Source organism: Stenotrophomonas sp. YJH_SMC_58, from assembly GCF_059369635.1.
Window position 1 is genome coordinate 47,362 of the sequence record NZ_JCAFSW010000006.1, and the last position, 17,252, is coordinate 64,613.

16 protein-coding genes are annotated in these 17,252 nt (G+C 66.8%); 7 read left to right on the forward strand and 9 right to left on the reverse strand.

Features of this window, described 5'->3' with window-relative positions:
• Nucleotides 1-95: 95 nt before the first annotated feature.
• Nucleotides 96-1,256 carry an AAA family ATPase gene (locus AC5P68_RS09805; protein WP_049402231.1) on the forward strand — a complete coding sequence of 387 codons (1,161 nt, stop codon included), beginning with the start codon at nt 96-98 and terminating at the stop codon, nt 1,254-1,256.
• 45 nt (nt 1,257-1,301) lie between these two features.
• Here the strand turns inward: AC5P68_RS09805 and AC5P68_RS09810 are convergent, their stop codons facing one another.
• The 3 genes from AC5P68_RS09810 to AC5P68_RS09820 are packed head-to-tail and all read right to left on the reverse strand — an operon-like array spanning nt 1,302 to nt 3,542.
• Nucleotides 1,302-2,249: a DMT family transporter gene (locus tag AC5P68_RS09810; protein WP_005408711.1), complete on the reverse strand. Its 948-nt coding sequence runs from the start codon at nt 2,247-2,249 to the stop codon at nt 1,302-1,304.
• Between the two features lie 34 nt (nt 2,250-2,283).
• Complete coding sequence (locus tag AC5P68_RS09815; protein ID WP_049454693.1) at nt 2,284-3,102, reverse strand: DUF72 domain-containing protein; 819 nt, start codon at nt 3,100-3,102, stop codon at nt 2,284-2,286.
• Nucleotides 3,099-3,542 carry a VOC family protein gene (locus AC5P68_RS09820; RefSeq protein ID WP_005408713.1) on the reverse strand — a complete coding sequence of 148 codons (444 nt, stop codon included), beginning with the start codon at nt 3,540-3,542 and terminating at the stop codon, nt 3,099-3,101. Before AC5P68_RS09820 ends, AC5P68_RS09815 begins: the two co-directional genes overlap by 4 nt.
• 110 nt (nt 3,543-3,652) lie before the next feature.
• Here AC5P68_RS09820 and AC5P68_RS09825 point away from each other — a divergent pair, with 110 nt between their 5' ends.
• The 3 genes from AC5P68_RS09825 to agp all read left to right on the forward strand — a co-directional run bounded on the left by AC5P68_RS09825 (nt 3,653) and on the right by agp (nt 8,535).
• Nucleotides 3,653-5,212 carry a serine hydrolase gene (locus AC5P68_RS09825; RefSeq protein ID WP_049402229.1) on the forward strand — a complete coding sequence of 520 codons (1,560 nt, stop codon included), beginning with the start codon at nt 3,653-3,655 and terminating at the stop codon, nt 5,210-5,212.
• A gap of 199 nt (nt 5,213-5,411) precedes the next feature.
• The gene (gene smrA, locus AC5P68_RS09830) at nt 5,412-7,244 is read left to right on the forward strand and encodes a multidrug efflux ABC transporter SmrA (protein WP_049402228.1); all 1,833 of its coding nucleotides are present in this window, start codon (nt 5,412-5,414) and stop codon (nt 7,242-7,244) included.
• A gap of 67 nt (nt 7,245-7,311) precedes the next feature.
• The gene (gene agp / locus AC5P68_RS09835; RefSeq protein WP_049402227.1) at nt 7,312-8,535 is read left to right on the forward strand and encodes a bifunctional glucose-1-phosphatase/inositol phosphatase; all 1,224 of its coding nucleotides are present in this window, start codon (nt 7,312-7,314) and stop codon (nt 8,533-8,535) included.
• A 9-nt stretch (nt 8,536-8,544) separates the two neighbouring features.
• Here agp and AC5P68_RS09840 read toward each other — a convergent pair whose 3' ends face one another.
• Together AC5P68_RS09840 and AC5P68_RS09845 are read right to left on the reverse strand one after the other, a co-directional pair.
• Complete coding sequence (locus AC5P68_RS09840; protein WP_111187934.1) at nt 8,545-9,540, reverse strand: polysaccharide lyase; 996 nt, start codon at nt 9,538-9,540, stop codon at nt 8,545-8,547.
• 145 nt (nt 9,541-9,685) lie between these two features.
• On the reverse strand, nt 9,686-11,494 hold the full coding sequence (locus tag AC5P68_RS09845; RefSeq protein ID WP_005408718.1) for a DUF885 domain-containing protein: 1,809 nt from the start codon (nt 11,492-11,494) through the stop codon (nt 9,686-9,688).
• A 112-nt stretch (nt 11,495-11,606) separates the two neighbouring features.
• Between AC5P68_RS09845 and AC5P68_RS09850 the strand changes: the two genes are divergently transcribed.
• Together AC5P68_RS09850 and AC5P68_RS09855 are read left to right on the forward strand one after the other, a co-directional pair.
• A complete protein-coding gene (locus AC5P68_RS09850; protein ID WP_005412725.1) occupies nt 11,607-11,963 on the forward strand; it encodes a GFA family protein in 357 nt (118 codons plus the stop codon).
• A 23-nt stretch (nt 11,964-11,986) separates the two neighbouring features.
• Nucleotides 11,987-12,775: a DUF4349 domain-containing protein gene (locus tag AC5P68_RS09855; protein WP_005412726.1), complete on the forward strand. Its 789-nt coding sequence runs from the start codon at nt 11,987-11,989 to the stop codon at nt 12,773-12,775.
• A 31-nt stretch (nt 12,776-12,806) separates the two neighbouring features.
• On the opposite strand, the gene AC5P68_RS09860 is transcribed toward AC5P68_RS09855, so the two are convergent.
• Both AC5P68_RS09860 and AC5P68_RS09865 read right to left on the reverse strand, forming a co-directional pair.
• A complete protein-coding gene (locus tag AC5P68_RS09860; RefSeq protein ID WP_005408721.1) occupies nt 12,807-13,100 on the reverse strand; it encodes a hypothetical protein in 294 nt (97 codons plus the stop codon).
• A gap of 68 nt (nt 13,101-13,168) precedes the next feature.
• Nucleotides 13,169-14,113 (reverse strand): LysR substrate-binding domain-containing protein, encoded by a 945-nt coding sequence (locus AC5P68_RS09865; RefSeq protein WP_049454683.1) that lies wholly within the window; start codon nt 14,111-14,113, stop codon nt 13,169-13,171.
• 115 nt (nt 14,114-14,228) lie between these two features.
• Between AC5P68_RS09865 and AC5P68_RS09870 the strand changes: the two genes are divergently transcribed.
• Entirely contained in the window at nt 14,229-15,101 is an 873-nt protein-coding gene (locus AC5P68_RS09870; RefSeq protein WP_033834075.1) for a DMT family transporter, read from the forward strand.
• Nucleotides 15,102-15,677: 576 nt separating this feature from the next.
• On the opposite strand, the gene AC5P68_RS09875 is transcribed toward AC5P68_RS09870, so the two are convergent.
• Nucleotides 15,678-16,580 carry a peptidylprolyl isomerase gene (locus AC5P68_RS09875; RefSeq protein WP_033834076.1) on the reverse strand — a complete coding sequence of 301 codons (903 nt, stop codon included), beginning with the start codon at nt 16,578-16,580 and terminating at the stop codon, nt 15,678-15,680.
• A 130-nt stretch (nt 16,581-16,710) separates the two neighbouring features.
• Nucleotides 16,711-17,184 carry a hypothetical protein gene (locus AC5P68_RS09880; protein ID WP_033834077.1) on the reverse strand — a complete coding sequence of 158 codons (474 nt, stop codon included), beginning with the start codon at nt 17,182-17,184 and terminating at the stop codon, nt 16,711-16,713.
• Between the last annotated feature and the right edge of the window lie 68 nt (nt 17,185-17,252).

Consider the following 17,252-nt stretch of genomic DNA (forward strand, 5'->3'; position numbering starts at 1 on the left):
GCCATGCGTGGATGCTCTTCCCGTTTTACTTGGCGTCGCAGCTCCTGCGATCAGAACCGGCCAGCATGACGTCCCTGTTTCCACGGACACCAGCCATGCTGCAGACCCTGGCCATCGCCCACTATCGCTCGCTGCACGGGCTGGTACTGCCGCTGCAGCCGTTGAACGTGGTCACCGGTGACAACGGCAGTGGCAAATCCAGCCTGTACCGCGCGCTGCGCCTGCTGGCGGAAACCGCCCAGGGCGGCGTCGCGGCGGTGCTGGCCCGCGAAGGGGGACTTGGTTCGGCGCTGTGGGCCGGCCCCGGATCCATCGATCGCCGGGTCGCGGCCGGCGAGATCCCGCTGCAGGGCGGGCCCCGGCAGGCGTCAGTGGGGCTGAAGCTGGGATTCACCACCGACGAGTTCGGCTATGCCATCGACCTGGGCTACCCGCCACCCAGCCGTTCCGCGTTTGCGCTGGATCCGCAGATCAAGGCGGAGGCGATCTGGGCCGGGCCGTTCCTGCGCAGCGCCAACCTGCTGGTCGATCGCCGTGGGGCAATGGTGCGGCAACGCCATGCGCACGGCTGGGATCTCGTGGATGACCGGTTGTCACTGTTCGACAGCCTGTTCACCCAGGTCGGCGATCCGCAGCGCATGCCGGAAACCATCGCCCTGCGTGAGTACATCCGTCGCTGGCGCTTCTACGATCATTTCCGCAGCGACGCCGATGCCCCGGCGCGACAACCGGCGATGGCAACGCGCACGCCGGTGCTGCATCACGACGGCCGGGATCTGGCGGCGGCCTGGGTGACCATTCTCGAGATCGGAGATCCGGTTGCGTTGGCACGCAGTGTCGATGATGCCTTCCCCGGCGCCACGGTCGGCTTCGAAGAGCTGGACGGTCGACTGGCCCTGCGATTCCATCAGCCCGGGCTGCTGCGGCCGTTGTCGATGGCCGAATTGTCTGACGGTACCCTGCGATTCCTGCTGCTGGCCGCGGCACTGCACACGCCGCGGCCACCGCCGCTGCTGGTGCTGAACGAGCCGGAGACCAGCCTGCATCCGGACCTGCTGCCGGCGCTGGCGCGGCTGATCATCGCCGCCAGTGCGCGCAGCCAGGTGTGGGTGGTGTCACACGCCAGCCGGCTGATCGCGGCGTTGGAGCAGGCGCCGGGCTGCCACTCGCTGCATCTGCACAAGGAACAGGGCCGCACGCTGCTGAGCGGGCAGGGCCTGCTGGATGCGCCGGCCTGGCATTGGCCGCAGCGTTGAGACATCGATCCGGATCCGGCAGATCCACGCCATGCGCGGATGCACTCAATCGGCGATGTTGCGTGCCTCGGCCGTGCCAAGGATTTCCGGGTGCTGCACCGGCTTGCGGCGGTTCAGCAGCGGATGCAGGAACACCGCGCCGACAATGATGGCCACGCCCAGGTAGAACCACGGCGTGACCTCGTGCTGCTCGCGCAGCAGCACCACCGCCAGCACCACCGCATAGACCGGCTCCAGGTTGGTCACCAACTGCACCGTATAGGCGCTCAGGTGGCGCAGTGCGACCAGGGCCAGGGCGAACGGCAGCAGCGTGCAGAACCCGGCCAGCACCAGCAGCAGGATGCTGTCGTGCAGATTCGGGACCACCCACAGCGGGCTGGCCAGTGCTGGCAGCAGGTAGGGCATCAGCGGTGCCAGCAGGGTCAGGGTGAGGGTGCCGGCACCCAGCTCCAGGGCGGTGACCGTGAGCGGATCGGCGTGGCTGACCATGCGCTTGTTGAGCGAGCCGAACACCGCCACCAGCAGCGCCGATATCGCGCCGATCAAGACACCCAGGCGCATGCCATCGGGCACGCCACCGACCACCAGCGCAACACCCGGCAGCACCGCCAGGCCGAACGCCAGTTCACGTAGCTGGAACGGCCGCTTGGCGACCCAGGGTTCGATGATCGAGGTGAACACCGGGGCCAGTGCAATGCAGGTGGCGGCCACCGAGGCATTGGCCAGTTTCACCGCGCCGTAGAAGGTCAGCCAGTGCAGGGCGACCAGCGCACCGATACCGGCGTAACCGGCCACCAGCCGCAGGGGCAGGGTGCGCAGCCCGCGCCAGACCCGCGGCAGCAGGGCCAGCATCGCCGTCACCAGCAGCATGCGCCACCACACCAGCGGCAATGCGGGCAGGGTGATCAGCTTGCCGAGGATGGCGGTGACGCCCCACAGCAGGACACAGAAGTGGATCTGCCACAGCGCTTTGCGGGTGTCGGGTGTGCTCATCCGCCTATTGTGAGGCAAGGCGAACGTCGCAGCGCTACCCGCGTGCGGGATCGCTGCCCTGGCCAACCCGCCGCTGCAGGGCCATCGCCGCCGCCGGGTTGCGTGCCTTGCCCGCGCCGATGCACAGCAGGTAGACCTCGCGCGGGGTTTCCGGAGCTGGCGCGGCCAGGCAGGGCAGGTCATCCACTGGTTCACCGCATGACCAGCGGCGTGCGCGTTCGGCCCAGCGCTGCTGCACGGGCGCCGGCAGGCCCTCGTTCAAGCGGGCCTGGCTGCGCTTGATCCGCGCATAGACGAAGCCGGCACTGACATCGCCGTGCAATGGCGCCTCGTCGCTATCCTCGATCACCAGCGCCACGCCGTGGCGGCGGGCGGCGTCGACCAGTGCCGGGCCATGTGCCTCGGCGTTGCGGACCTCCAGCGCATGCTGCAGCGGCACCCCGTCCAGATGCTTCGGCAGCTGTGCCATCAGCCGTTCCAGTGCTTCGGCGTCGGCCGGATGCCGTGGATCGAACTGCCACAGCAGCGGGCCCAGCCGGTCACCGAGCGCGGTCGCCGCCTGCAGGAAGGGCGCGGCCGCCTCGACCGTGCTGGACAGGTCGCGGCGCTGCACCAGGTAGCGTGGCGCCTTCATCGAAAACCGGAAGCCTTCCGGCGTTTGTGCGGCCCACTGCGCGCACTGCGCGGCGGTGGGCGTGCGGTAGAAGGTGCCGTTGATTTCGATGCAACGCAGGGCACGGCTGGCGTGGGCCAGTTCTTCACGCTGTGGCAGGCCTACGGGGTAGAAAACGCCGCCGCGCCATTCGGGAAACACCCAGCCACCGATGCCGCAGCGGATCGCTCCGGCGGTCACTGGCCGTGGTCCGCGCGCCACGGGTCGTAGCTGCCGAACCACCACAGGTAGCCTTCCGGGTCGGCGCAGGCATAGCCACGGCCGCCGTAGTCCTGGTCGGCGATGTCGATGACGATTCGGGCACCGGCGGCCTTGGCCCGGGCGTAGTGCGCGTCGGCATCGGTGACGATCACGCAGGCACTCTGCGTCTGGCGGCCGCCGACCTCATCAGGCATCGCCGCATGCTCGCTCCACGCGCTCTGGTTGCTGGCCGAGCCCAGCATGATCATGCCGGTGCCGAAGGTCAGCTGCGCATGGAACACCGTATCGCCATCGGCGTAGACGGCCTGGGCATGGAAGCCGAAGGCGCGCTGGAGCCAGTCGATGGCAGCCTGCGCATCGCGGTAGCGCAGGCACGGAATGATGGTGGAGCCGCTGCTCGGTTGGCCGTTCTCGCCCATGACACCCCTCCTATGGCACAGGGCAGGGTGCAACGCAGAACGTTACCATCCCGCGAAACCCCGGTGACGGCCTGCACATGGCCGCCACCCCTGTTCGGAGATCGTGCTGGATGAAACCCTGGATTGGAGGAGCCGTGCTGCTGGCGTGCACGACCATGGCGAGCGCTGCCACCCCGGCGCAGCTGCAGGAGCTGGATGCAACCGTCGAGCGCGTGCGCGCGCAGTTCGACGTGCCCGGCATTGCGGTGGCGGTGGTCAAGGATGGCGAGGTGGTGCTGGAGCGCGGCTGGGGCGTGCGCGAGCAGGGCAAGCCGGAACCGGTGCAGGCCGATACGCTGTTTGCCATTGCGTCCAACACCAAGGCGTTCACCGCCACCTCGCTGAACCTGCTGGCCGAGGACGGCAAGCTGAAGATGGACGACAAGGTGATCGACCACCTGCCGTCGTTCCGCATGTCCGATCCGTTCGTGACCGGCCAGATGACGATCCGCGACCTGCTGTCGCATCGCAGCGGACTGAGCCTGGGCGCCGGTGACCTGTTGTTCTGGCCGACCACCTCCTACAGCAATGCCGAAGTGGTGGAACGGCTGGGCAAGGTGCCGCTGAAGGGTGGATTCCGCGAGGGCTATGCGTACGACAACATCCTGTACGCGGTCGCCCAGCAGGTGATCGAGCATGTTTCCGGCATGAGTTACCAGCAGTTCCTGCAGACCCGCATCTTCGACAAGGTGGGCATGGCCGGCACGCGCTACAACGCCGATCACCTGAAGCCGGGCGACAAGGCCGCGGTCGGCCACGCCAAGTACGATTTCAAGGACCTGCGTACCGTCGCGCCGCTGACCTGGTCGAACAATGCCGGCGCCGGCGGCATCTATTCCAGCGCGCACGACATGGCGCGCTGGATGCAGGTGCAGCTGGCCGAAGGCAAGCTGGCCGACGGCACGCCGTTGTTCTCCGAGAAGAGCCAGCAGCAGATGTGGCGGATGATCACGCCGCAGTCGATCCCGGCGCCGAGCGTGCCGGAGCTGGCACCGGCGCGGGCCAACTTCGCCGGCTATGGCGAAGGCTGGAGCCTGAGCGACTACCGCGGGCAGAAGCTGGTCTGGCACACCGGTGGCTGGCCGGGCATGGTCTCGCGGCTGACCCTGGTACCGGGCGAGAAACTGGGCGTGGTGGTGCTGACCAATCAAGAAGTGGGCGCGGCGTTCAATGCGATCACCCTGAGTGTGCTCGATGCCTACCTGGGCGGTGAAAAGCATGACTGGGTGGACGCCTATGCCAAGGCCGTGGCCAAGGGACAGGACAAGGCCGACGAGGCGTGGGCCAAGCACCAGAGCGCGCGCGACAAGGGCAGCAGGCCGTCGCTGGCGCTGGCCGGCTACACAGGCACGTTCCGCGACCGCTGGTATGGCGACATGCAGGTCAGTGCCGAGGGCAAGGGACTGCGCCTGCGCTTTGCCAGGACCGCGCAGCTGAGCGGTCGCCTGGAGCACTGGCAGCACGACACCTTCATCGTGCGCTGGGACGACCGTTCGCTCAACGCCGACGCGTTCGTGAACTTCAGCCTGGACCCGGACGGCAAGGTGCGCGAGGTGCACATGCAGCCGATTTCCGACCTGACCGATTTCAGTTTCGATTTCCAGGACCTGCTGTTCACCCCAGTGAAATGACGCCGCCGGGCGTGGCCCGGCGCTGACGTTTGACGAATCCGATGGGTAGTGCCGGCCTGCGGCCGGCAACCTCATGATCCCCGGATGCGTCACAAGGTTGCCGGCCAGCGGCCGGCACGACCGCAGCCGCAGCGATCGTCGGCCGGCGTACACATGCGGCATGGGATACTCCGCCAGCTAAAGATGGCGAGGGAATGCGATGTTCCGTTGGTTTGAATCCCTGATTCCGGTGTTCCCGCCCGTGGACGGGCGGATGCCTCCGCGCAAAGTGCTGCCGTTCTACCTGCACTACCTGCGCCCGGTGTGGCCGGTGCTGCTGGCCACGCTCATCGCCGGCCTGCTGCTGGCGCTGGTGGAAGTGGCGATGTTCGATTACCTGGGCCGCATCGTCGACATGGTCGCCGAGCAGCCCGGTGCCGACTTCTTCAAGCGCCATGCCAACGACCTGGGCTGGATGCTGTTCATCACGGTCATCGCGCGTCCGATCCTGGTCGGCCTGCACAACCTGCTGGTCAACCAGGCCATCGTGCCCGGCCTGAGCAACCGCTCGCGCTGGTTGATGCACAACTATGTGGTGCGGCAGAGCCTGAGCTTCTTCCAGAACGACTTCGCCGGCAGCGTCGCCCACCGGGTGATGCAGACCGGTACCTCGCTGCGCGAGTCGGCGGTGCAGATGGTCGATTCGCTCTGGTACATCGTGGTCTATACCGGCACCGCGCTGTACCTGTTCGCGCAGGCCGACTGGCGGCTGATGGTGCCGCTGATCCTGTGGCTGCTGGCCTATGCGGTGATCATGGTCTACTTCGTGCCGCGCGCGAAGGAACGGGCCTGGATTGCGTCCGAAGCGCGTTCCAAGGCGATGGGCCGCATCGTCGATGGCTACACCAACATTCCCACGCTGAAGCTGTTCGCCCATGGCGGGCGCGAGCAGGCCTACGTGGCCGAGTCGATCCAGGAACTGGCGGTCAAGCACCGCGCGCAGACCCGGGTGACCACCGGCATGGACCTGACCATCGCCATCGTCAACGGTTTCCTGATCGCCGGTACCTGTGGGCTGGCGCTGTGGCTGTGGAATGGCGGCCACATCACCGTCGGTGCGATCACGCTGGCGACCGGCCTGGTGATCCGCATTCACAACATGTCCGGCTGGATCATGTGGACCATCAACGGCATCTTCGAGGACATCGGCACGGTACAGGATGGCATCACCACCATCGCCCAGCCGCTGACCGTGCAGGACCGCGAGGATGCAGTGCCGTTGCAGGTGACCCGTGGCGGCGTGCATTTCCAGGACATCCACTTCCACTACGGCAAGAAGGGTGGCGTGATCGCAGGCCTGGACCTGGTGGTGAAGCCGGGCGAGAAGATCGGCGTGGTCGGTCCTTCGGGGGCCGGCAAGTCGACCCTGGTCAATGTGCTGCTGCGCCTGTACGACCTGGAAAGCGGCCGCATCCTGATCGACGGCCAGGACATTGCGTACGTCACCCAGGAAAGCCTGCGCCAGCAGATCGGTGTGGTCACCCAGGACACCTCGCTGCTGCATCGCTCGATCCGCGACAACCTGCTGTACGGCCGTCCAGACGCGACCGATGAGCAGCTACGCGCTGCGGTGGCCAAGGCACGTGCCGAAGCCTTCATCGATACGCTGGTGGACGGGCAGGGGCGTCGTGGCTACGACGCACATGTCGGCGAGCGCGGCGTGAAGCTGTCCGGCGGCCAGCGCCAACGCATCGCCATTGCCCGCGTGCTGCTGAAGGACGCCCCGATCCTGGTGCTGGACGAAGCAACCTCGGCACTGGACTCGGAAGTGGAAGCGGCGATCCAGGACAGCCTGGATGAGCTGATGGGCGGCAAGACGGTGATCGCGATCGCGCACCGGCTGTCGACCATCGCGCGCATGGACCGGTTGGTGGTGATGGACCAGGGACGCATCGTGGAGACCGGCACCCATGCCGAGCTGATTGCGACCGGTGGCCTGTACGCACGGTTGTGGGCGCGACAGACCGGTGGATTTGTTGCTGCCGATCAATGATCGCTTCGGGGGCGGATCCCTTTCCGCAGGAAAGGGCTCTGACCCCAGCGTGTTTCCGGAGACCTGCATGATCCGCCCCCTGCGCTCCCTGTTGCTGGCACTCAGCCTGGTTGCCACGGTTGCCACGGCTGCGCCGGCACCCATGGACGGCGACCAGCTCGAGCAGGTCGTCCTGCTCAGCCGTCACAACCTGCGCGCGCCAGTGGTCGCCTCCGGCGCGCTCGCCAACGCGACGCCCGAGACCTGGCCGCGCTGGGAGGTGGCACCGGGCGAGCTGACTACCAAGGGAGGCGTGCTGGAGGTCTACATGGGCCGCTACATCGCCCAGTGGCTGCGCCAGGCGCAGCTGTTGCCGGTGTCGGGTTGCCCGCAGGAGGATGACTTCCACGCGTACGCCAACAGCCTGCAGCGCACCCAGGCCACCGCGCAGTTCTTCGTTGCCGGTGCTTTCCCGGGCTGCCATGTTGCGGTCGAACAGCGCATGCCGCTGGGCTCGATGGATCCGTTGTTCGATCCGGTGATCCGCCGCGACGACGCGGCATTCCGCACGCGCGCGCTGGAGTCAATGCAGCGAGCGCTGGCCGCAGTGGACCTGGCACCGGCTTTGTCCGTGGTGGAGGAGATCACCCGCTATCCGCAGTCGGCGGCATGCAAGGGGCACAGCGACTGCCATCTGGCGCTGGCCGATACCACCTTCAGTACGGAACCGGGCAAGGAGCCTCGCGCGTCCGGATCACTGGCGCTGGCCAGCGGGCTGGTCGATGCCTTGTTGATGGAGCACTACCGGGGCAGTGGCATCCCCCGCGAAGGCTGGGGCCGGTTGACCACCGAGGCGCAATGGCAGGCGCTGGCGAAGATCCGCAACCGCTACCAGGACATCCTGTTCGGAACGCCCGAGGTGGCGCGTGATGTGGCCGCTCCGCTGCTGACAAGAGTGAATGCGTTGTTCGACGACCCGGCGTCGCCGAAGGCGACCCTGCTGGTCGGTCACGATTCCAACATCGGCTCGGTGCTGGCGGCGTTGGGAATCAGCGACTACAGCCTGCCGGGGCAGTACGAGAAGACACCGGTCGGTGGCCTGCTGCAGTTCGAACGCTGGCGTGATCGCCACAGCGGGGTGGAACGGATCCGCCTGGCCTACGTCTACCCGACCACCGCGCAGCTGCGCGATGCGCTGCCGCTGGCCAACGCGCAGCCGCCGGGCCGCGTCGTGCTGCGTGTGCCGGGGTGCGCGGCTCAGGAGTGCACCGTCGCCGAGTTCCAGCGCCTGCTGCATCCGAAAGCCCGCTGAGGCGCGCTGCTAACGCAGCGGCGTGCGCACGATGCCATGCGTGGCCATCAGCGTAAGGTCGCCGCCCAGCCGTGGCGAGTGGAACGGTCCGCGCGCATGCGCGGCGTCGAACACGCCGCCGTCAGGTGAGCGCAGGCGGTAGAACTCGACCCAGCCGCTGGCCTGCAGGGGCAGCTGTGCAACGCCGGTGTGCTGGTTGAACCATGCAGGGTCCCTGCTGCCTTCGATGACCCGCCGCGCCAGGCGGTCGATCGCGTGGTTCCTGCTGGCATACCAGTCCTGGCCGCGCAGACGCGCCAGCTCGGCCATCATCACCAGTGGCGCCAATGCGTAGTCGTGGTAGTGCAGGGCCCGTTGCCCGCGGGCCATCTCCAGCGGCAGGCTGCCATCGTCCTGGATGTCATCGATGCCCTTCTGGAACGCGGCGTGGCCGGCCTGCCACAGGGCGTCGTCGTCGGTGGCCAGTCCGGTGGCCAGCACGCCCAGCCCGCCCCAGTAGTAGTGGTTGTTGCGGCGCCGTTTCGGATTGTCCCAGTACGCCAGATTGGCCCGTGCCAGCTTCTGCAGCCACGGATCGATACGCGCACGCTGCTGCGGGTTGGCCTGGTCATGCACTTTCAGGTAGGCCATCGCTACCGCATCGAGCATCCACTGCCGCATGTAGAACGACTGATCGTTGTTGACCCGGATCATCTGCCCGAGCATGGCGCCGTCGTCGGCCCACGCACCCAACCAGCCCAGCGTGCACTGTGCCGCTGCCGGGTCACTGGTGCGCAGGTAGTCATCGCTCATGCGCGCCACGTCGGCGGCATAGCGGTCCAGCGGTGCAGTGGCGTCCTTGTTCTGCTGCTGCAGTGCCGGGTCGATCACCGAGCCGACCTTGTCGGTGTAGTAGCCAATCGCGCGGATGTCCGGCTGGCCGGGCGGCGGCGCGGGGCAGGCGGCGAAGGCACCCGCACTGGCCAGCAGCGTGGGCAGCAGGGCGAGGCGCAAGGGGAGAGACATTGGAAACCGGCGGAAGGGGGAATCCGGCGAACGATGCGCCTGGCCATGTTGCCGGCATGTGATGCGGAGATGGCTTGGCGATCCCCCACATACAGATGGGCCCGGGTTTCCCCGGGCCGCTCCGCTTCAACTCACACCACCCCGATCACTCGATCGGCTGGTCCAGCATCAGCTGGCGTGCGAAACGCACCGGGGGTGCGCCGTAGGACAGTACCTGGTCGTGGTACGCCTTCAGGTTGAACTTGTCGCCCAGCTTCTCCTGCACCGCCTTGCGGGTGTCGAAGTGTTCCTGCGCACCGACGAAGTAGGTCGGTAGCTGTGCCGAGGTCAGCTGTGCACGCACCCACTTGCCCGCCGCTTCGCTTTCCTGCTGGAACGCGTCGTGGGTCATCAGGTGCATTGCCTTCTCGCGATCCCAGTTGTCCACGTGCACGCCCTGGTCGAGGATCGCGTTGGAGATCGTGCGCAGGTAGAACTTCAGCTGCACCAGGTGGAACAGCGGGTCGTTGTTGAGGTAACCCTGCTCCTGCATCATGCGCTCGGTGTAGACCGCCCAGCCTTCGGCGAACAGGCCTGAACGCAGCACCGCACGCAGGGTGGAGGGGAACTTGGCCGAATGCCAGCCTTCCAGGTAGTGGCCCGGGGTGCCTTCGTGGATGCTCAGCAGGTGGATCATGCGCGAGTTGTACTCACGCAGGAACGAGTCGACCTGCTTGTCGTTCCAGTCGTCCGGAATCGGCGACACGGCGTAGAAGGTCTTCAGGTTCTTGTCCAGCGGACCCGGTGAATCACAGTAGGCCACGGCCACGCCACGCTGGAATTCCGGCATCAGGATGATGTCCACCGGCGCGTCGGGCAGCGTCATCAGATCGTGCTCGCGCACGAACGCGGTGGACTGCTCCAGTGCGGCCTTGGCATCGTCGACGACCTTGTCGCGTGCCGGCTTGTCGGCGTAGGCCAGCTCCAGCGCAGCTTCAATGGCCTTCTGCTGCTGCTCGTCGGTCGGCTGGGCCGGCATCTCCGGCGCACCCGGCTTGTCCTTCAGCACGGTCTGCGCGATGCCGTACATGTCTTCGCGCACGCGCTTGAGTTCGGCGCGTGCACGCTCACCGATCTCCTGGCGCGACAGCGAGGAGCTCAGCGCGAACTTCAGCTTCTGGTCGTACTTTTCCGCACCGATGCGGAAGTCGCCCTTGGCATTCGGCACCAGGGTCTTGTCCAGCCAGGTCTGCTGCTCGTCCACCGCCTTCTTCAGGCCGTCGATGGCGGCCTGCAGGCGCTGCTGGTCGGCCTGCGGCAGTTCACCGATGTGCGGGGTGATGAAGGTATCGACGATGCTGAGGATGCCCTTGTTCTGCTTGGCCACCGTTTCGGCGTGGATCTTCGGCACCCGTGCCGGATCCAGGTTCTCGCGGGCCTGTGCGAAGATCGCCGGCAGCTTTTCCATGCGCGCGGTGGCCGACTTCAGGCGCTCCGGCAGCGGCGCGAACTCGCGCGCCATCAGGCCGTAGATCGCGCTGCCGGCAATGCCGTTGTACAGCTGCGGGTCCCACTTGCCGGACTGCAGCACTTCGGCGTTCCATATTTCCGACTGCAGCTGGTTGCGCAGGATCGCCGCGTCTACCTGGTTCTCGCGGCCCAGCTTGGCCACCTCGATCTTGTCCAGCTCGCCCAGCAGCGCCTTGTAGGCTGCCAGGGTCTTCTGCTGGCCGGCGGCACTGAGGTCGTCCAGCTCGCTGTCGTAGCGGTGGTCACCGATCTGGGTAGCGCTGACCGGCGACAGCTGCATCCAGGTGTCCAGGGCGCGCTTGGACAGGTCGGCGAAGGCGGCATCGACCGCCGCGTCACCGGCCTGCTGGCTGGTGGCCGGGGTGGAAGCGTTGGTCGGGGCGTCGGCCGGCTGGCAACCGGCCAGGGCGGCGACCAGGGCGAGGGCAAGAAGATGCGGGCGCATCGGCGTTCCTGTACGGGGTCAAACCCTGAGCATAGGGCCGCGTGGCTGCTTTGTCCCCGTGCCATAGGATTACCATGGGCGCAGACAAGGACCCTCCAAAGGAGCGCAGAACATGGAATACCAGGGAAGCTGCCATTGCGGCAGGATCGCATTCACCGTACAGGCCGGGGCGCCGATCAGCGACGTCATCGACTGCAACTGCTCGATGTGCCGCCGCCGTGGCAGCCTGCTGTGGTTCGCCCCGCGCGAAGCGTTCCAGCTGAGCACCGATCCGGCGGACGTGGCCACCTACCACTTCAACAAGGCCCACATCGACCATCACCATTGCCGCGAATGCGGCATTGCCCCCTACAGCGAGGCGGTGGATCCGCGCAGCGGTGTGCCGATGGTGGCGGTGAACGTGCGCTGCGTGCCTGCAGTGGATCTGGCCACGCTGGCGGTGACCTCCTACGACGGGGCCGCACTGTGAGGCCGGTGCGCGCGTGGACGTGCATGGCGGCAATGCCGGTGCTGCTGCTGGCGCTGGGCGCCTGCGCCAAGCAGGGCGACATGGCGGCGGATGCGGGCGCCACGGCGGCCGAGGCTGCCATCGCTTCACCGGAAGGCGCATTCCTCGCCTACGAACACGACGTGCAGGTGCAACTGGAAGCGGCGCAGATCGCACCGCGCATCCAGCAGGTGGCACAGGCCTGCCAGAGCGCGAAGTTCGGTGACTGCGCGGTGCTGCAGGTAGACCAGCGCAGTGGCGAGCAGCCCAGTGGCGAGGTCAAGGTGCGGATTGCACCGAAGGGCACCGAGCCGTTGATCGCGTTGGCCGGTGAGGGCGGCACGCTGCAGTCGCGCAACACGCGTGCCGAGGACCTCGCGCAGGCCGTGGCCGACACCGCGCTGACCAAGGCGCGGCTGGAGAAGGAACACGCGCGGCTGCTGGCCTACCAGGACCGCAAGGACCTGAAGATCGAGGACCTGATGGCGATCACCACGCGGCTGTCCGAGATCGAGGCGGGTGTCGAGCAGGCCAGCAAGGATGCCGCGCAGCAGCGCCGGCGCATCGATACCCAGCTGGTGACGATCCATTTCGATACCACGTCCGGCCAGCGCAGCCGCAGCGAGATCGGCGAGGCGCTGAGCGAGTCGGGCAGCATCCTCAGCACCAGCGTTGCGTTCCTGATCCGCGCCGTCGCCGCGCTGCTGCCGGTGGCGGTGCTGGCCTTGATCGCGGCCTGGGGTGTGCGTGCATGGTGGCGCCGCCGCCGTCGCAAGCTGCCGCCCAACCTCTGAGGTGGAGGCTGATGCCGGCAGCCCGCCGGCATCAGCCCTCGTCGGTCTCGTACTCGACGAACACATCCAGCTCCAGCGCCAGTTCCTGCACTGCGTCGCGCACCTTCTGCGCGGTGCTTTCATTGCCGACTTCCACTTCCAGCTCATGGATGCCCGGGCCGATGTCGTCGGACAGCCCGGCCGAGCTGGAATCGTCGTCGTCCATGTGCGGCATCAGGTCGTCGGTTTCCTCGACATGCTCGATGCCCTCCAGGCCGAGCAGCAGGTCGCTGATGGCACGGGCGTCGTCTTCAGTTCCGGTGATGCGCAGTCGCAGCATGGCCATGGCGTAGGTACGTTGTGGAGTTGCCTGCAGCCTAGCCAGCGCCGGGCAAAGAACGGGTGAGGGTGCAGTCAGGCGCGTGTGGCCGGACGCCCGAGCAGGCTGTCCGGCAATGCGGGAATCGGTGTGCGTTCGTCCTGCGCCTGCTCCAGCAGCCAGTCGATGAACAGGCGTGCGGCCGGGCTGGGCGGTTGTCCTTCGGCATGCACTACGTGGTACGCATAGCGCGCCTTCAGCGCCAGGCCGGGCAGGCGCACCACCTCGTAGCGCTGCAGATAGGGCTGGGCGATGTGGGTGCGCGCCAGCACCGCGCCCATGCCATACACCGCTGCACGCATCGCATCGGTGCTGTCGGCGAAGGTGTGCATGGGTGGCAGCGGCGACGGCGTGCGCACGCCGGCGTGGCGGAACCAGTCGCGCCAGCCCTGCGGCGACAGGTCGGTGAGCAGCGGCAGGTCGGCGATGCGCGCCGGATCGACCAGCGTTTCGACGCCGGCCAGTGCCGGTGAGGCGACCGGGAACAGGTAGTCATCCATCAGGTGCTGCGCACGCAGGCCGGGCCATTGGCCCAGGCCGTAGCGGATGCCCACTTCCGGGCCGTTGTCGTCATAGCGATCCAGCCCGCTGCCGGTATGCAGTTCGATGCGGATGTGCGGGTAGGCCTGGGTGAAGCGCGGCAGCCGTGGCAGCAGCCAGCAGTAGGACAGCGAGCGCAGCGTGGTGATCCGCAGCGGCACGCTGTCGGCATCCGGCTGCAGGTGATGGGCGACGGCCGCGACATCGGTGAAGGCGGCGCTGGCGGCGTCGGCCAGTTGCCGGCCCTCGGCAGTCAGGCGCACGCCGCGGGCGTGGCGTAGGAACAGCCGTACTTCCAGCACTTCTTCCAGGCGGCGGACGTGGTGGCTGACCGCGCTGGCGGTCAGGTGCAGCTCCTGCGCGGCCTGGGCGAAGTTCTGGTGGCGCGCGGCGACCGCGAACACGGCCAGTGCGGGTAGCAGGGAAGGGCGTAGCAGCATGTCGAGCCTCAAACCATATTTGTGGCTGGCAGCGATACTACGCGCTTGTGCGGCGGGCGTCTGCGCCTGATCCTATCCGCCTTGGCGAGGAGCTGACGATGTACGGAGGCAAGGCATGAATGCGGTCCCACAGGCGGCCGAGCGCGATTGGCGCACGCCGCTGGAATTGACCCTGCTGGGCGCCATCTGGGGCTGCTCGTTCCTGTTCATGCGGGTGGCGGTGCCGTCGTTCGGCCCGTTCGCGCTGGTCGAAGTGCGGCTGGTGCTGGGTGCGCTGGTGCTGCTGCCGTTCCTGTGGCGCGCCCGCTCGCAGTTCCCGCCGCGGCGCTGGCTGTGGCTGGCGCCGATCGGCCTGATCAACTCGGCGTTGCCGTTCGTGCTGTTCGCCTATGCAGCGGAACAGGCGCCGGCGGCGATCGGCGCGATCTGCAATGCGATGACCGTGCTGTTCGCCGCGCTGATCGCCTTCCTGTTCTTCGGCGAGAAGATCGGCATGCGCCGCGCCGGTGCCTTGCTGGTTGGCTTCGCTGGCGTGGTGGTGCTGGCCACCGCCAAGGTTTCCGGCCTGAGTATCGGCACCGCGGTGCTGGCCGGTGCGGCGGCTTCGCTGCTGTACGGCCTGGGCGTGAACCTGGTGAAGCGGCACATGACCGGCCTGCCGTCGGCGGCAGCGGCGGCGGCAACGCTGTCGTGTGCCTCGCTGTGGATGCTGCCGATGGCGGTGAGCCACTGGCCGCAGGCGGCGATTCCGCTGAAGGCCTGGGGCGCGGCGATCGCCTTGGGCGTAGCCTGCACCGGGCTGGCGTTCCTGATGTTCTACCGCCTGATCGGCCGTATCGGCCCGTCACGGGCGTCGACGGTGACCTACCTGATTCCGCTGTTCGGCGCGGCGTTTGCGTGGTTGTTCCTGGGGGAGGCGGTGACGGTGCAGATGCTGATTGCGGGTGTGTTGATTCTGGGCAGCGTGGCGGTGAGCCAGAAGGGCTGAGGAATTGGCGTTTTGCGCGTTGCGCGTGCTGAAGGTGCTTCACTGTTCATGGGCGTTACTTTTCTTTGTACGCAAAGAAAAGTAACCAAAAGAAACGTTCCGCCGGCCGCGAGCCGGTGCTGCGCACCGGTGCCCTGCGCTCCTCGGCCCGTCGAGGGACGGCGCGGGAACTCGCTGCGCTCAGACACCCGCGCCTCTTCGCCCTCGCCGGACCTGCGGTGCTCGGCTCACTCAAGGCGGATCCAAGATCAAAGGCAGAAGCGGTCGCTTCGCTCGCCGGGCCCGGCCCGGCACTACCATGCATCGTCGTGCAGCTGTGGCTCTTGACCTTGGGTCCGCCTTGAGTGAGCCGAGCATCGCAGGGGAATCAGGGGCGAAGAGGTGCCGATGTCTGAGCGCAGCGAGTTCGGCACCGTCCCCTGATTCACCGAGAAGCGCAGGGGACCGACGTGCGAAGCACGGCGGCTCCCGACCTGGCGGCGCGTTTCTTTTGGTTACTTTTCTTTTCGCGCGAAAAGAAAAGTGACGCCCATGAACAGTGAAGCACCTTCAGCACGCGTCACGCGCAGGAAACCATCAGCGCACCGGCACCGGAATATTGCACAGATCGATATGCCCGGCCGGACGCTTGTAGAAATCATCCACGCGGTTGCGCCGCGCCTCCACCGTATCGGCGAAGGTCTTCGAGTCGGTACGCAGTACCTGGATCGGCGTGCGCTCGGCTGCCGGCACATCGCTGGCACGGCGGATCGACACGATCGGTGTGCGCAGCTTCGGGTCGGTGTAGAAGCCCATCGGCGCCGGCCCGCGCGGGGTCGCGCTGAGCAGTTCCATGCCCTTCAGCACGCGACCGACCAGGGTGATGTTGCGGTCCAGCTGGCGCGGTGACTGCCCGGTCACAACATACAGTTCGGCACCGATGCTGCTGTCTTCCTCGTTGCTGCGGCCGGCACCGAGCATGCCGTAGCAGTGCGCCAGCCAGGTCTTGCCGGCCTGCGGGTCCTGGCCTACCGGGAAGCCATCGACGAAACCGGTCTGCGCGGCCCACCCATCGCGATCCGGCAGCACGCTGACCTTCAGGCCGGCGCTGGCGCGTTCGAACTCGGCCGGCAGCTTGCGCGCGGCGCTGCCGAACGTCCTGGCCTTCGCCGCGTCATCGGCGTCGGCATCGCCGAACTGCACCACGAAATTGTCCTGCGAGCGGTAGATGCTGGTGCCGTCCCAGAAGTGCTCGTGGGCGAAGGTCTGGATGTTGGCGACATGGCGCGGGGCGAACTGCGGCGCCAGCTCGATGATCACCCGCCCAGCCGGCAGGTCCATGTACAGCAGGTTGGCCGGGTCCGGCGTGCGCCAGTCGCGGGCCGCCGAGGCATCGAGGATCTGCTGCGGGCTGCGGTAAGGCGTGGCCGCGCTGGCCAGCGAGGGCAGCAGGCAGGCCAGGGCGAGGGCGGTCAGGGCAAGGCGACGGCGGTGCGGCATGGGATCCCCGGAACATGAACGAGGCCTCGATTCTGCGCGACGAGATACCGTATCGCCAAGTGACATGCGGGGCATTCGCGTCAGCCTGCGCTCCGCCTTTTGGACGATCCAATCGTTCTGGCATCAGCGTCTATCTTTCTTCTGCAATCAGACCAGAGTAATGGCCGAAGTCAGGAACAGGCTCATAGTTGTCTATCGGATCATGCGTTGTTGAAGACTCTTCCAGATGATGAGGCGAGAAAGTCTCCCTGGTTATCGTGAGCCGTCCATCTTCATTGAAGAGGTAGCTGGTTCCTTCGGCAATGCTGTCACTCTTCTCAGCGAACGATCTATGTACCGCCATGCTCAGGAACAGATTTCCCGGTGCTACCTGCTGAAACTGATACGTCAGGCGCTCCCTTAGATATTCATCCAGAAAGTCGACACCAATCATGTCTTTGTCCAACAGCACATCGACGATCGCTGATGGCGTGGTGGGGGAGCCAACGAGAACCGTGTAGCGAGCCTGGCTCTCATGTCTCGATTTAGCCTCGGATTCACTGATTATGTTTCGCGCGGACTTCTTCGCAGAAAACCAGAAGTCGCAATAGTGAAGCTCAGTCATAAGTGGGCATTCCCGGGATCATCTTGCTTGCAGAGGCTGGATCAGACGCTGCGTTCTTGGAAGCCGAC

What these genes read in the sequence shown, in the direction of transcription:
- AC5P68_RS09805 (WP_049402231.1), top strand. Translation starts at nt 96, where the DNA reads ATGCTGCAGACCCTGGCCATCGCCCACTATCGCTCGCTGCACGGGCTG.
- AC5P68_RS09810 (WP_005408711.1), bottom strand. Translation starts at nt 2,249, where the DNA reads ATGAGCACACCCGACACCCGCAAAGCGCTGTGGCAGATCCACTTCTGT.
- AC5P68_RS09820 (WP_005408713.1), bottom strand. Translation starts at nt 3,542, where the DNA reads ATGGGCGAGAACGGCCAACCGAGCAGCGGCTCCACCATCATTCCGTGC.
- AC5P68_RS09825 (WP_049402229.1), top strand. Translation starts at nt 3,653, where the DNA reads ATGAAACCCTGGATTGGAGGAGCCGTGCTGCTGGCGTGCACGACCATG.
- smrA (WP_049402228.1), top strand. Translation starts at nt 5,412, where the DNA reads ATGTTCCGTTGGTTTGAATCCCTGATTCCGGTGTTCCCGCCCGTGGAC.
- agp (WP_049402227.1), top strand. Translation starts at nt 7,312, where the DNA reads ATGATCCGCCCCCTGCGCTCCCTGTTGCTGGCACTCAGCCTGGTTGCC.
- AC5P68_RS09840 (WP_111187934.1), bottom strand. Translation starts at nt 9,540, where the DNA reads ATGTCTCTCCCCTTGCGCCTCGCCCTGCTGCCCACGCTGCTGGCCAGT.
- AC5P68_RS09845 (WP_005408718.1), bottom strand. Translation starts at nt 11,494, where the DNA reads ATGCGCCCGCATCTTCTTGCCCTCGCCCTGGTCGCCGCCCTGGCCGGT.
- AC5P68_RS09850 (WP_005412725.1), top strand. Translation starts at nt 11,607, where the DNA reads ATGGAATACCAGGGAAGCTGCCATTGCGGCAGGATCGCATTCACCGTA.
- AC5P68_RS09855 (WP_005412726.1), top strand. Translation starts at nt 11,987, where the DNA reads ATGGCGGCAATGCCGGTGCTGCTGCTGGCGCTGGGCGCCTGCGCCAAG.
- AC5P68_RS09860 (WP_005408721.1), bottom strand. Translation starts at nt 13,100, where the DNA reads ATGGCCATGCTGCGACTGCGCATCACCGGAACTGAAGACGACGCCCGT.
- AC5P68_RS09865 (WP_049454683.1), bottom strand. Translation starts at nt 14,113, where the DNA reads ATGCTGCTACGCCCTTCCCTGCTACCCGCACTGGCCGTGTTCGCGGTC.
- AC5P68_RS09870 (WP_033834075.1), top strand. Translation starts at nt 14,229, where the DNA reads ATGAATGCGGTCCCACAGGCGGCCGAGCGCGATTGGCGCACGCCGCTG.
- AC5P68_RS09875 (WP_033834076.1), bottom strand. Translation starts at nt 16,580, where the DNA reads ATGCCGCACCGCCGTCGCCTTGCCCTGACCGCCCTCGCCCTGGCCTGC.
- AC5P68_RS09880 (WP_033834077.1), bottom strand. Translation starts at nt 17,184, where the DNA reads ATGACTGAGCTTCACTATTGCGACTTCTGGTTTTCTGCGAAGAAGTCC.